The organism is Lactobacillus kalixensis DSM 16043 (assembly GCF_001434335.1).
GTDB lineage: Bacteria > Bacillota > Bacilli > Lactobacillales > Lactobacillaceae > Lactobacillus > Lactobacillus kalixensis.
Genome location: NZ_AZFM01000006.1, coordinates 59,144 through 73,704 on the forward strand (window position 1 = coordinate 59,144; position 14,561 = coordinate 73,704).

Genomic DNA, 14,561 nt, shown 5'->3' on the forward strand with positions numbered 1-14,561 from the left:
GTCCTTTTTTAGATTGGTTGAGTTGTTAATGCTAGCGATTCTAGAACGTCCAATATCAGCTCAGAAGTTTCAATACTTGAGAATACTGGAATATGTGTAAATAAAGCTTGATCTCTTATTCGAATTGCATCATCACTAGCAGCATCCGATAAATTAGTAATATTAACTACCATTACTATCTTATGTTGTCTAATTTTGTCTAAAAGATTACGTGAATTTTCATGAACTTTGTCAACAACTCCTGTAGTAATACCAGCTTCTGCAAACATATTTGCAGTACCCTCAGTTGCGATTAATTTAAAACCCAAGCGGTCAAATCTACGTGCTAAATTCGTTACTTTTTTCTTATCTTCATCACGAACAGATATAAAGATGGTGCCATAACTTGGAATATGTAAATCGCTCGCTTCATATCCTTTATACAAGGCTTTGGCTAATTGAGTATCTCTTCCCATAACAGAACCGGAAGATTTCATCTTTGAGTCGAAGGTATTGCCACTATCATAGTTGATATATGAAAAGACAGGCATTTTAACATGAATAAAATCATTGCTTTGCCATAACTTTTCTTCGTACCCCATCTCTGCTAAGCTAACTCCTGCAATTGCTTTAGTTGCACAAGCTGTAATATCTTTATCGACAGATTTTGATAAGAAAGCAACATTATGACCAGCATAAGGTTTTATTTGAAGAATGTAGATTTTATTATCAACCTTTAAATAGTGCAAGTTAAAGATACCACGGGTTTTAAGTTTATTAATCAACTTAATTGAGTATTGGGCAAGCTGATTTTGTCCTTCGATACTAAAACTTTGTGGCTTGTAAACAGCAATAGAATCTGATGCGTGAGAACCAGTTTGTTCTAGATGCTCAATTATTCCTGGAATTGTTGTCTTATTTCCATCAGAGATCGCAGTTACTTCATATTTGTTACCTTCAATAAAACGCGAAATTGAAATCTGATCAAGTTGATTTTCTTGCAAATATTTTTCAACAGCTGGTAAATCATAAACTACTGCTGATTTCTGCTTAACTTCTTTACTAAAACCGCCAATCAAAATTGGAAAGCCATATTCGTTTACAAAATCTATCGCTTTCGTTTCACTCTTGGTTGTTAAGATAGGTACTCGTTTTAGATGCGGTAGCGGGCTTGCTAATAATTGGTCAATTTTTTCTCTTAAGTTGTAAACTTGACTTCCCAAAATATGCAAACCATTTTCAATTAAACGTTGCCTTAGAGCGCTTGCTTTTTTACCTGAAAATTGCAGTAGGACTTCGCTAATATTTTCTTTGCGAGCAACTGAAACAATATTTTCAACAGTAATTGGATCAAAATAAAGCCGATCAATGTTACGATAATTAGCTGCTACTGATTCATCGTTATTTGATAAAAGAATCGTTGCATAACCCAAATTATGTAAAGTCTTAGCGGCGTGAGCCACCATATAATCAAATTCACTTGTTACTGAAACTTGTAATGGTAGCAAGCCAACAATCAAAACTTTTTTGTCTTGATTAATTGGCTCTACTTCGTTTTGAACGTGATAAGCACTATAGTAAGTATGAAAATTAGGACGGTATACTCCAGCTGAGCCATCAATTTCTAAATAAGAACGCGTGATTTCAAATTTATTAAGTAAAGTCTCGACTTCTATCAAAGAAATATGACATATTTTTGCAATCATTATATTAGTAAAGCCGCGCTTTTTAGCTTCTAAAAGTAATTCAGCATCTAAATCTTCCGTATCATGAAGATTTTTACCGATTTTTATTAAATCTTGTAATTTTTGGTAATAAACAGGATGAATAAAGATAATATTTTGTAATTCAGCGTATGTTAACCCTATATAGATGGCAGCTAAAAGTCTAATGGTATGAAGCTCATCTGGATTGGCCAAATCATCGATGATTTCTTTTTTATCCTTTTTAATCTCTTCCATAAAGGTGTTTGAAGCTATGTCAAAATCGGTGGTCGAGGCAAGTGCCTTAATAAAAGCAGATTCAAAGTTCTGTCCAACTCCAAGTGCTTCCCCACTCGCTTGCATTCGGTTTCCTAATCGATAATGATTGTAACCAGACTCAGATAATGACCAATATGGCATTTTAATTGAAATTGCGTCAAGAGTCGGTTCAACTGCAGCATTTAATCCAGAAATAGGATCAGTAATCTCGTTAAGAGAGTAACCTAATGCTACTTTGGCTACAATATAACCCACAGCATATAATCCTGATCTTTGAATCCAAACAGCACTTCTAGTAAGACGTGGAGTAATTGTTAAAACCTTTGTTTCGATTTGTGTTCCATGATGTCTTACCGCAAAGTGAATACTTAAAATTCCAAGAACGTTTAAATTGTCTGCAATTTTTTTACTGATTGCTCGTAATTCTTGAATTTGATCATTATTCAATGTTAATGCCGGCATGACAATTGTTGAATCACCTGAGTTGATCCCAACAGGTTCAATCGAATCCGCAAAATTAATAAATACGATGTTACCGGAACTATCGCGAATAATATTTACAATAACTTCTTCCCAAGTAGATAAATCTTCAGTTAAGCGATAATGCTTCCAAGAAAAAGTTTCACTTTGACTTTCATTTTTAAAAAAGTTGATTAATTCATCAGGGGTTTTGAAACCCAAATGTTCGTTATGAACATAGCGATGATATTTGGTAACTAAAACTGGAAACGATACTGAATCAGGAATCTTTTTAATTGGATTTACTAAGTCATTAGCTTTCAAATTTGATAATTGCCAAGATTGATTAACAGAAATATCTAATTTGTTTAAAAATTCAGTTCTTTTTTGTTGATTACCAATCGTTAGTAATTTTGGATTAAGGGTTAAAAACCGGATGTTCATCTGTTGAAGAATCCCATCTTGCAATAATTTATGAGCAACCTTTAATCCTGTAGTTGAACCATATGCAGTTAAAATTGCATCCGGTTCCTCCATTCTTAGTATTCTCTTTAAAAAATCAAGAGTCATTGGTTCAAGATAAACAGTCACATCTTCTCTTTTATCAGTAGAAACCGTAGCTGGATTAGGATTTACTAAAACTACTTGAATTCCTTCTTCTACTAAAGCGTCAATTGCTTCATTAGCTAAGAGATCCATTTCTGCTACACTACCAATTAAAGTTGGTCCAGAACCAATAATTAAAACTTTATCTAAATCATTCTCTAAAGGCATTTCCCTACCTCATCATCTTTAAAAAACGATCAAAAATTTCTAAAGCATCCAAACTGCCAGGTGCTCCTTCAGGATTGAAGGCAGTGGCAATTAACTTTTCATTTTCCATTTCAAAACCGGCAAGTAATTCAGTATGTAATTCGTAATACTCATGACTCATATTGAGCTTGACACTATCTGGTAAAACTAATTTGTCAATATCCATTGAAGTTTGCCAAATTAAGTTTGAATTTTGTTCAATAACTGGATAATTTATGCCATTAAATTCTTGTGGTAAATCCACTAATTCTAAATTTAAATAATCGCTTAACACCAAAAAACCTAAACCAATACCAAGAATAGGACATTTTTGATAAAAATGATCCAAGATTGGTTTGACTACTGGAAGGACTTCTTCAGCTTTACCTGGACCATTAGAAATAATAATTCCATCTGGTCTTAAATTCTCAATATCAAGTGGCTTTGCATTATACGGAAGAACATTTACGTTAACTTGTCGTAATGATAATTCTCTGAGCATTGAGTGTTTTAATCCAAGATCAAGAACTGCAACCGTTTTACCAATATTTGGTGCAGCATAGGCATTTTTGGTCGAAACAGTTGCTGACTTATTTTTAGGCAAAACTAAAGCTTTGATTTGATCAAAAGCATGCTCATCATCTGTATCCATGATTGATGCTTTAATTGTTCCTTCATTCATCAATCGATGAACAAGAGCTCGAGTGTCGACATTAAAAATTGCAGGAATTTTCTTTTCTTTTAAAAAAGAATCTAGATCCTGAAAATTTCCATTATCTGAAATGTTTAAAGCAACATCATTAGCAATAATTCCTTTAACAGTTGGATCAATACTTTCATAATCAATTGAGTTAATACCACTATTTCCAATCATTGGAGTAGTAAAAACCAAAATTTTACCAGCGTTAGTAGGATCGGTTAATGCTTCTTGATATCCAAAATTAGCAGTTTGAATTGCTAACTCTCCAGTTGAAATAATTGAAGCCCCTATCCCCTCACCTGGAAAAGAACTACCATCTTCAAGAATTAAATACCGTTTCATTTAATCACTTTTCTCTTCTAAGTTCATTAAGCGTATCTTCAAAAATTTTAGGTGGCTTAACTTCAAATGTTAATTGTTTGCCAGTCTTTGGATGTTTAAAACCTAAAACTTCCGCATGCAAAAACTGACCGGACCCCTTTAGAGTTTTCTTTGGACCATAAAGTGGGTCTCCTGCTACGGGATGCCCAATGTATGATAAATGTACTCTAATTTGATGGGTTCGTCCTGTCTCGAGTTTACATTTGATTAAGCTGTAATTCTTAAATTGCTCTAATACCTTAAAATGGGTTACAGCATTTTTGCCATTTTCAACAACGGCCATTTTTTTACGATCATTTGGGTTTCGGCCAATTGGTGCATCAATCTTACCATTTTCTTCACCAAAATTACCGTGAACAATTGCTAAATAATATCTTTCGTTAGTCTTGTTAGCCAATTGCTTTTCTAAAGACTCGCGGGCTTGACTATTCTTAGCAATCATTAGAAGTCCAGATGTATCTTTATCAATACGGTGAACAATCCCAGGTCTAAAACCTTCAGGACTTGCTGCCAAATTGCGAGTATGATACAAAAGTGCATTAACAAGAGTATGATCAGGGTGCCCTGCAGATGGATGAACGACCATTCCCTGAGGCTTATTAACAACAATAACATCATCATCTTCGTAGACAATGTCCAATGGAATATTTTCAGGCGTTAAATCTAGAGGCTTAACCGCTGGAACAGTAACGCTGATTTCGTCCCCTGCTTGAACTTTATATGAAACTTTTTCCTGTTTTTTGTTAACAAGAATATTTTTTTCTTTAATTAATTCTTTGACTCTAGTTCGAGATAAATTTTCAATGTGTTCAGAGATATATTTATCTAAACGAATATCTGAGTCAGTTACTTTTAATGTATATTTTTCTGTCATTATTTGCTTTCTGTATTATCAAAAAATATAAGATAAATAAAAATAATAATTACACCAATAGTTATCGCAGAATCTGCAATATTGAAAATATTAAAGTGAATGAAATCAAGCTGAATCATATCAACTACGTATTTTAAATGAATTCGATCAATAAAATTACCGACGATCCCACCTAAAACAAACGCCAATCCAATATCAAATAAATTATTTTTATATTTTGGATTGAATAAAAAGTAAAGGCAGACAGCGATTGCAATTACACTGATAATGTAAAAAAGAATCATTTGTCCAGGAAGAACATTCCAAGCAGCACCATTATTTTGTAGATAATTAAAAGATAAAATGCCTGGAATTAATTGATGAACTTCGCCGACTTGATAATTTGCAACAATAAAAGCTTTTAAGCCTTGATCTAATCCGATAACTGCTAATGAAATTAATAAATATAGTGCTTGCATTTTTCTTTTCTAAAAGTACTTCCTAAAAATTTTCTGCTTTTATTATATCAAAGATTCCCTTTTTCCGTCTGTATACATTAGAATATATGGAGGAGGAATAATATATGAAAAGCATAGTCTTAACCGATAGTTCTGCTTATTTATCAAAAGAAGATCAAGAAAAGTACAATATTGATGTCTTACCAATTCCAATTATTTGGAATGATAAAACTTATATGGATTTAATCGATATAGGATATGAAGAATTCTATCAAAAATTAAATTCTGAAGAAATTTTACCAACCACGTCGCAGCCAGCAATTGGCCAAGTTAAAAAGAAAATTGACGAATATGTAGATCATGATTATACGGATGTTTTCATAATTCCAATTTCAAGTGGGTTATCAAGTTTTTACAGTTCTTTACAAAGTTTAGTTCAAGAAGAAACTAGAATAAAAATACATTTATTTGATACTAAAATTACTTGTGCGGGTGAAGCAGATTTTGCAATTTTAGCAGCGCGCTTACTTCAAAACGGTGCTTCAGCTGAATTAGTTATGCATGATTTAGCCGATCTGCAGAAAACCATGGATGTTCGATTTATGGTAGATGATCTAAACCATTTGAAGAGAACCGGTCGTCTATCTAATGCAGCAAGTTTTATGGGTAGTTTACTACATATTAAGCCAATACTGTCAATAGATGTTCAAGGTGAAGGAAAAATTTCGGCAATTGCAAAAGAAAGACAATACCGCCGGGCTTACAAGCACATTCAAAAAGATTTTGCTAAATTAATTAGTGAAGTACCTTACAAGATTCAAAGTACAATCTTTGATGCTTTAGATGAAAAACGTGAAAAAGAATGGTTAGCTGATTATAAAGAAAAATTCCCAGAAGTGAAATTTTCTGCTAGTTTTATTGGACCGGTTGTTGGTGTCCATGTTGGTCAACATACAATGGCTATGATTTGGTGCCGTGATCTTGATAGTTATTTTGATGAAAATGGCAATCCGATTGTAGGTATTAATTCTCAAGCAGTAAACGATTAATTGTAATAAAAAGGAAGAACTTTTAGCGGTTCTTCCTTTTTTTAGAATTGAGTGTAAATAAATATGAACTTTGAATTTTAGAATATTGTATTTTCTGAATACTGAATTTCTTCCATCGCCATACTTCATGTGGCTTCTGAGTTAACTTGATTTTTGTGCGATATGGAAATTTTAAAACTTTGTCTGTGTAATATGATGTTAGCCATGTGTAGATCAGTATCACAAAAAAGAGTGAGATGAAAATAATTGCTGGCCAATTAATTTTATCTGTTCCCTCATAACCCAAGATTTGACCAATAAAAAGAATGATAAACATCCAACAATAATAAATTAATCCGGCTTTATCTAAAAAAATAAAATGTTTTTTCAAATTTTCCCTACCTTGTTAATATCTAATTTTAACCTGTAAGTTACTGTGCTCTGAAGTATCGTACAAAGTTTTTAAATAAATTTCAAATTCAGGGTGTTGCTTAATTAATGTTTGATATGCTTCTGTCGCATGAATTTTTGCCAGCTGGCTCTTTTTTAAATGATTACGACCAGTATAGAAATTATAGTTCATCTGAGCAAAAAGCTTTCCCATTTCTCTAACTAAATCAAGATTATTATGATTCTTTTGTAAATCTTCCTGCATCAAATTTGCTGCTAAAGTTCCAAGCTGCAAATTCTTTAAATAGCTGTGAAAATTATATAGAGTATCATCTTGTCTTTCCTTCTCAGTAAGATATGGTCGCATATCAAATGACTTGCGAATATAAGTAATGTGGCGGCTATGAAGGCGTACGACTCCATACCCTTGGTCAGTCGAACAAAAGCTTGAAGTAACTATTTCTGTTGTAGGTGTTTCATCTTGTGGGCCTAAAATGTTTTGAGCATGGATATGACCTGAAAATGCGAGCTTAACGTTAAAACGAGCACATAAACGTCTTAGCTTAGTTGCATCATCAATCACATATCCTCTATTGACTGCAGGATTATGAGCGTAAAGATTATGGTGCATAAATAAAATTGGACGTAAATTATTCTTGCTAGCATATTTAAATTGTTCTTCAATCCAATTTAATTGCTCTTTTCCAATTGCTCCTCTAGTATGAGGTGCTTCTGTAGTTTCTTCAGTTCCATAATAGTTAGAATCGGCTAACACCAAGAAATATTGCGGATTAAGTTGTACACTATAAGCTAAAGACGAACTGTCTGTATTTTCTGCTAAACGATAACATTTGCTAAAAATTGATTTCCAAAAAAGAGGGCTGATTTCTCCGGCATAATATTGCTTTTTTCCGTGAAATTCACGAGCCCAGCCGTCAAAAATATCGTGATTACCAGGTATGACTAATAACTTTGTTTTCTTTAATCCCCTGAAAATTTCGGCAAATTTTTCAGCAGAAACTCGCTCCCCATTAAAAGTAACATCACCAGTAACAACAATTGCTGCCGGATTTTCTCTGTTAGCCATTTTAACAAAAGCGTCAAGCGCTATTTCTTGATAATACAAATCTTTACCTTGACTAGTTTTTTGCATTCTAGAAAAGGCTTGACCATGGTCATGTAAACTGTTTGCGATTAAATGCGTATCAGAAATTACCCAAATTTTTGTATTAAGATTTTTAGTAATCATTTTCTGTTTGCCCAATATTGATAGAAGTCAACTCTTAAATTACCATTGAATAATTTACGCTTTTTTGTTGCTTTCTTGCCAAAGAATTTTTCAAAGTTAGGATCAGCAGTTAAATAATACTGACTGAAGTTTTCCATTGGTAAAAAAACTTCTCCCATTTGTTTGTATAATGCCTCGGCTGATTCACGATCTTTTAATCGTTTACCATATGGTGGATTAGCAATAACAATTCCGTTTTCTAAATCCGTTTTGAAGTCTTTAACTGCAACTTGCTTGAAACGAATATCTTGAAGTACTCCAGCATTATGTGCATTCAATTTAGCAATTTCAAGAACAGATTGATCAATATCACTAGCCCAAATTGGTGCTTCTAATTCGCGTACTTGGTTTTTTGCTTCGTCAACTAATTCTGGATGAAGTTTTGTATCAAACCAATCAAATTCATCAAAAGCAAATTTTCTCCAAGTACCCGGTGCGATATTTTTAGCGATCAAAGCTGCTTCTATTGCAAGAGTTCCTGAACCGGTCATTGGATCAATTAAGGGGTGTGTCCCATTGTAAGGTGTTAGTTCCAAAAGTCCAGCCGCAAAGTTTTCTTTCATTGGTGCTCCACCGTGTTCAACACGATAACCGCGTTTGAATAAACTTTGCCCTGTCGTATCAAGAGAAATTCGAGCTAAATTTTTATAAATATGAATATCTAATGGATATTGACTACCACTTTCTGGTAAAAAACCTCGACGGTGATATTGAGAAACTAATTTGTCAACGATTGCCTTTTTTGTAATCGATTGTACATCAGGTTCAGAATGTAATTTTGAACGAACTGTCCGTCCTTGAACTGGAAACTTTGCATCGACTGGTAATAATTGAGCCCAATCATATGCATAAATTTCATTATATAAACTATCGAAGTCTAATGCTTTAAATTCTTTTAACAAAATCTTGATTCTGTCAGCAGATCTTAACCAAAGATTTGTTTTAACAATATCTTCTTGAGTTCCTTCAAAAAAGACACGACCATTTTCAGTTTTAGTTTCATAGCCTAATTTATTCAGCTCTTTTGCAACTACGCTTTCAAATCCAGCCCCCATGGTGGCATAAAGTTGATATTTTTTCATTAATTACTCTCTCAATTAAAAATCATTTTCAATAAAAAAGTTGAGCTTCAAAGAAGCTCAACTCACGCCAGTGTGAATTTCTATAAGCCACGTTTTGTTCCAGCAATTTTGGCAAAATCACCTTATGCAGCCATCTATCTTTATTACTTAAAAGTAGTAATCCGATCTTTAGTTCATTTTCTTAGATCGAGACGCCCCCACCAAATTTGGGTTGCACGCTCGCAGGGTTTACCTCGTTCCACCAATAACGTTTCCATTATTGCTTCGTCACTGTGGCACTTTTCAGGATAGTAACGCATGTCAAAAAGATTTAGCGTTTTTTCCGCCGTGATTATAAAATAATCCTCCAACTTATTAGGTTGAATACGATCACTACAAGCATCGCAGCTTGTGCGTGCGTGGACTTTCCTCAGTTAGCAATTGCTAACCGCGACTGCGCAAAATTCACACTATAAAACATTATAACAAAAGAATTTAGTTTTGTGTGCCATAAACTCGTTGTTCTAAGTTATAAACTTTTCTCTCTAATGTTGAAATTCTTTGAATAATCGCCATATTAGTAGATATTTCACCGCGATCATTGTCAAAACTTGATGATTGAACACTTCTTCTTGAAGATGGTGTGTATGTACGAACACCATCTTCTGGCGAAATATTCATACTTGGAGCCGCAGCGACTGAATTATGTTTAGCCTTTTCATTGGCCTCCATTAATTCTCGCTGAAGCTTACCAATTTGACCATAGAGATCTTCAATCACTTGTGAGAAAGTCTCATAATCAGAAATAATTTGATCAAGATAAGCATCTACCTCATCAGGATCATAACCTTTGACTTTTTGTCTAAATTGCTTCTTTAAAATATCATCTGATGATAATTTGATATCATTTAAATTTGCCATGTACCTGACAGCTCCTTTGCATCTTCTCTTATTTTAGCAAAAAGAGTAGATGCATGAAACCAGTTTCTCAACTTTAGTAAAAGCTTAATAATATTCGGTTCTAGAATAAGGTCAAAACTAAAATTCAAATTTTCTAGTAAAAATAGGATTGGTTCTGTGATCAAGATAACTTGCAGAAGTAGGCTCAATTTCTAAAACATGTAAATCCTTTTTTGCTGCTTCAACATCGTCAGCATAGATTTCATTTAAATATGGATTCTTTTCAAAAATTTCATCGATGTATAAATGATCAACATCTTTAATATTACCTCGAATTGAAAAGCCACATGAATCCATTGTACCTTCCCCTTTATAGCCGTTAATTACTACTTTAGGTTGGTTAATAAGATCCTTGAAAAATGGGTTATTCTGGGAAGTGGTAATGTATAATTTACCGTTTTTGTTCATCATTAAGTCACAAACTTGTGCTGAGGGTTCTCCTTCGTGAGTTGAGGCTACATCAGCATTATGAATTTCATCAACAACAAAATCTAAAAATTCTTGATTACTTGTTTGATTATTCAAAATACTTACCATAATATTTTCTCTTTTCTCAAAATATACTGTTTCTTTTAAATTATAATGTAGCTCCATTCAATTATTCAATAAAATTATTTGGAGAATTAGCTTCTTCATATTCTTCAGCGGCATCTTGCAAATCATAAAAATCAATTAAATCTAGTTGATAGTCGTGATTTTCCCTGTAGTTGTTGATTAAATTATAGTCGTATTTTGGCTTTCCAGGATGTTCTTCATCATAAATCATTACGGCTCGATCCGTATGAGTGAGCATAAAGTTTTGATAGTTACGTAATTGTACTGGGCTTTGATACGGCGTATTAGAAGTAGATGCAAAAAAATCTACTTGATTTTTAAGATTTAAGAATTTAGATTGATTATTTTCATTCCAACGACTGGAAAATTCTTCATATGGTGTCATCATTGAAATGCGGACAGGATACTCATCTCTAATTTCAACGCCAACTTCTGCAGCCCATTGTTCAATACCAAGATTGGCACCAGTGATAATCCAGTCTAACTCTCCTTCTTCAAGAAGGCTTTTAAAATAATTTTTCAAGGCATATTTAATTACGGTTATTTTAGGATCTTTATCACCAAAAACCCCAAGTTCGTAACTCCGATATCCTGTGACCCAAAGTCGTTGCATAATGCAATATACTTCCTTTATTCAAAAATATGTTCTTTATTGATATAATGCTAGCAGGTGGTGGATTAATGGTCAAATATCCAAGCGGTAGCTTGGCCGCTTTTAGAAAAACAGCAAATAAACCTAAAATAAGAAGTGTATACCAACATAAGAAAAGTGTTAGCTTCTCTGATCGTGGTATGACACTGGAACAGCAAATTAATGAATCTAACAAGTACTATCTTGAAGAAGAAATTGCAGTTGTTCATAAAAAGCCAACCCCAATTCAAATAGTTAAAGTAGATTACCCTAAAAGATCCAAAGCGGTAATCAGAGAAGCTTATTTTAGACAAGCTTCAACTACAGACTATAACGGTGTTTATCAAGGGTATTATCTAGACTTTGAAGCAAAGGAAACTAGAAATAAAACTAACTTTCCGTTAAAAAACTTCCACGAACATCAAATATTTCATTTAGATGCATGTTTAAAACAGCAAGGGATTTGTTTTACGATAATTGGTTTTACTAGTTTGAAGAGATATTTTGTTACTCCAGCTAGTTTTGTAATTAAATCCTGGAAAACAAAAAATAAAAGCTCAATGACACTGCAAGAGATCGAAGAACACTCTATAGAAATTAAGAGCAGTTTTCGACCTACTCTTCCATATTTGACAGCAGTAGATCATTTTATTGCAGATAGGAATGTAGAGAATGGCAAATAGAAGTAACGAATCAAGAGAATCGCGTAGGAAAAACTATCATAATCGCCAAAGCGGAGGTCGTATATGGACACGCATAATTAAGTGGATTTTCCTGCTTATATTATTAGTAATTGTATCTGGTATCGGGTTATTTGCTTATTATGCAAAAGATGCTCCTAATATTAGTCAAGACCAATTACAAAGTGGTGGTACTTCGAGTTTGTACACTAATGATGGTAAGTTTCTTCTTTCGCTTGGTACAGAAAAAAGAATTTATGTTAAAAATAAACAAATACCACAACAATTAAAAGATGCTGTGGTTTCAGTCGAAGATAAGCGTTTTTATAATGATCGACTTGGTATAGATCCAATCAGAATTGTTGGTTCAATGTTGACTAATGCTAAAAGTAACAGTATTGCAGCTGGTGGGTCTACAATTACTCAACAGCTTGTAAAATTAACTGTTTTTTCAACTGATAGTTCACAAAGAACTTTAAGACGTAAAGCTCAAGAAGCATGGCTTGCTATGAAGATTCAAAGAGAATATAGTAAAGATCAAATTCTAGAATTCTATATTAATAAGGTCTATATGAATTACGGTAATTATGGAATGGGAACTGCAGCTAATTACTATTACAAAAAGAATTTGAATCAGCTTGATTTAGCACAAACAGCTCTCATTGCAGGCTTACCGAACGCCCCAGTGGCTTATGATCCATATCTTTATCCGGAAAAAGCTAGATATCGTCGTAATATTGTTTTGAAGGCGATGTTAGATAACAATAAGATCACAAAGAAGCAGTATCAACAAGCTATTAATGAGAATATCAAGACAGGGTTAAAGAAGCGTCGTACAAATACAGAATCTAAGATTCGTAAGATTGACGATCCATATATCAAAGAAGTAATTTCTGAAGTTAGGTCAAAGGGTTTTGATCCATATAATGATAACCTCAAGATCACTGTCAATATTGATCAAAAGGCTCAGAATAAACTATACGAATTAGCTAATAATGGTGAAGTGCCTTTTACTAACGACGCGATGCAAATTGGTGCGACAGTAATTGATCCAAATAATGGTCACGTTGTTGCAATTTTAGGTGGTCGACACTTGCCTTCTGTTCAGCTTGGACTTGACAGGGCTGTTCAAACTGGTCGATCTACTGGTTCATCAATTAAGCCAGTTCTTGATTACGCCCCTGCTATCCAGTATTTAAACTGGTCAACAGCCAAGATTTTAGATGATAGCAAGTATGTTTACCCTGGTACTAATATTCAACTTTACGACTGGGATAATCGCTATGAAGGAGCAATGACAATGCGCTATGCATTGGAGCAATCTCGAAACGTTCCAGCTGTTAAGACATTAGCTGAAGTTGGTGTTTCTAGAGCTTCTAAATTTGTTAAGCGTATGGGAATTAATGTACCAAAGAATTCAGGGCTTTCTGTAGCCATTGGTGCAAACGCCTCAAGCTTACAAATGGCTGGTGCATACAGTGCTTTTGCGACTGAGGGAATTTACCACAAACCGCAATTTGTATCTAAGATTGAAACTCCAGATGGATTAAGTAGAAATTATGATTCTAGTGGTACTAGAGTTATGAAGAGATCAACAGCATATATGATCACTGATATGCTTAAAGGAGTAATTAGATCTGGGTCAGGTACACGTGCACAGATTAAAGGTCTTTACCAAGCTGGTAAAACTGGTACAGTTAAGTATTCAGATGAAGAATTAGCAAGATATCCTTCATATTCATCCACTCCAAAGGATTCCTGGTTTGTTGGTTATACTAGAAGTTATGTAATGAGTGTTTGGACTGGTTATGATAATCTAAAAGATGGTACTATTTCAGGTGTCGGTCAACAATCAGCTCAATTAATGTACCGCAGCATGATGACTTACCTAATGAGTAAAAAGACAAATGCAAATTGGGTAAAGCCTTCATCTGTCATTAGAGCGCGAATTGTTAAAAATTCTAACCCACCTGAATTAGCTACTGGTAATTCAGGTCAATGGCAATTATTTGTACGTGGTCATGCTCCAGCAGGAATTAGTGATAATTCCGCCAACTATGATGAAGAAGATGAAGAATCAAATACTAACAGTTCTTCATCAACTAACACCCAAGCTAATACTAATATCACTTCTAACTATTATAGTGGCAGTACAAATCAGTCTAGCCGAACTGATCAAAGCTCTTCTCGAGCTCAATCATCATCTACTCGTCGTCAATCTACTCAATCAAGTTCTTCTACAGCACAATCGAGCAAACGTGAGGAAGATACTACTACAACGAGAAATGAAGATAAAGATAATTAACTATCTGAAACTTGAAAGCACTAAATAAGCTGGAAGCTTTATAGGTTCTGGCTTTTTCC

General features: G+C 33.9%; 12 protein-coding genes and 1 other RNA gene. 3 read left to right on the forward strand and 10 right to left on the reverse strand.

The annotated features are described in order from the left end of the window. Positions 1-8: 8 nt before the first annotated feature. Genes FC46_RS03280 through lspA form a run of 4 tightly spaced genes read right to left on the reverse strand, consistent with a single transcriptional unit; the run spans position 9 to position 5,625 of the window. Positions 9-3,194: a carbamoyl phosphate synthase large subunit gene (locus tag FC46_RS03280; RefSeq protein WP_057797822.1), complete on the reverse strand. Its 3,186-nt coding sequence runs from the start codon at positions 3,192-3,194 to the stop codon at positions 9-11. Between the two features lie 4 nt (positions 3,195-3,198). Then, positions 3,199-4,254: a carbamoyl phosphate synthase small subunit gene (locus FC46_RS03285; protein WP_057797824.1), complete on the reverse strand. Its 1,056-nt coding sequence runs from the start codon at positions 4,252-4,254 to the stop codon at positions 3,199-3,201. Between the two features lie 4 nt (positions 4,255-4,258). Further along, positions 4,259-5,167: an RluA family pseudouridine synthase gene (locus FC46_RS03290; protein WP_057797827.1), complete on the reverse strand. Its 909-nt coding sequence runs from the start codon at positions 5,165-5,167 to the stop codon at positions 4,259-4,261. Continuing rightward, entirely contained in the window at positions 5,167-5,625 is a 459-nt protein-coding gene (lspA, locus tag FC46_RS03295) for a signal peptidase II (protein ID WP_057797829.1), read from the reverse strand. The genes FC46_RS03290 and lspA overlap by 1 nt, the downstream gene beginning before the upstream one ends. Before the next feature lie 104 nt (positions 5,626-5,729). Between lspA and FC46_RS03300 the strand changes: the two genes are divergently transcribed. Next, positions 5,730-6,653, forward strand: a complete 924-nt coding sequence (locus tag FC46_RS03300) for a DegV family protein (protein WP_057797831.1) — start codon at positions 5,730-5,732, stop codon at positions 6,651-6,653. Positions 6,654-7,038: 385 nt separating this feature from the next. On the opposite strand, the gene FC46_RS03310 is transcribed toward FC46_RS03300, so the two are convergent. The 6 genes from FC46_RS03310 to FC46_RS03330 all read right to left on the reverse strand — a co-directional run bounded on the left by FC46_RS03310 (position 7,039) and on the right by FC46_RS03330 (position 11,499). Beyond that, positions 7,039-8,271, reverse strand: coding sequence for a metallophosphoesterase (locus tag FC46_RS03310; protein WP_057797834.1), 1,233 nt, complete (start codon positions 8,269-8,271; stop codon positions 7,039-7,041). Continuing rightward, positions 8,268-9,392, reverse strand: coding sequence for a THUMP domain-containing class I SAM-dependent RNA methyltransferase (locus FC46_RS03315; protein WP_057797836.1), 1,125 nt, complete (start codon positions 9,390-9,392; stop codon positions 8,268-8,270). The genes FC46_RS03310 and FC46_RS03315 overlap by 4 nt, the downstream gene beginning before the upstream one ends. Positions 9,393-9,470: 78 nt before the next feature. Beyond that, an RNA gene (gene rnpB / locus FC46_RS10015) (RNase P RNA component class B) lies at positions 9,471-9,837 on the reverse strand. A gap of 29 nt (positions 9,838-9,866) precedes the next feature. Continuing rightward, a complete protein-coding gene (locus FC46_RS03320) occupies positions 9,867-10,292 on the reverse strand; it encodes a DivIVA domain-containing protein (protein WP_057797838.1) in 426 nt (141 codons plus the stop codon). A gap of 117 nt (positions 10,293-10,409) precedes the next feature. Beyond that, the gene (locus FC46_RS03325; protein ID WP_057797840.1) at positions 10,410-10,868 is read right to left on the reverse strand and encodes a hypothetical protein; all 459 of its coding nucleotides are present in this window, start codon (positions 10,866-10,868) and stop codon (positions 10,410-10,412) included. Between the two features lie 61 nt (positions 10,869-10,929). Continuing rightward, complete coding sequence (locus tag FC46_RS03330) at positions 10,930-11,499, reverse strand: SLOG family protein (protein WP_057797842.1); 570 nt, start codon at positions 11,497-11,499, stop codon at positions 10,930-10,932. A gap of 68 nt (positions 11,500-11,567) precedes the next feature. Here FC46_RS03330 and recU point away from each other — a divergent pair, with 68 nt between their 5' ends. Together recU and FC46_RS03340 are read left to right on the forward strand one after the other, a co-directional pair. Then, positions 11,568-12,200, forward strand: a complete 633-nt coding sequence (recU, locus tag FC46_RS03335) for a Holliday junction resolvase RecU (protein ID WP_057797844.1) — start codon at positions 11,568-11,570, stop codon at positions 12,198-12,200. After that, a complete protein-coding gene (locus FC46_RS03340) occupies positions 12,190-14,502 on the forward strand; it encodes a PBP1A family penicillin-binding protein (RefSeq protein ID WP_057797846.1) in 2,313 nt (770 codons plus the stop codon). Before recU ends, FC46_RS03340 begins: the two co-directional genes overlap by 11 nt. The last annotated feature ends 59 nt before the right edge of the window (positions 14,503-14,561 follow it).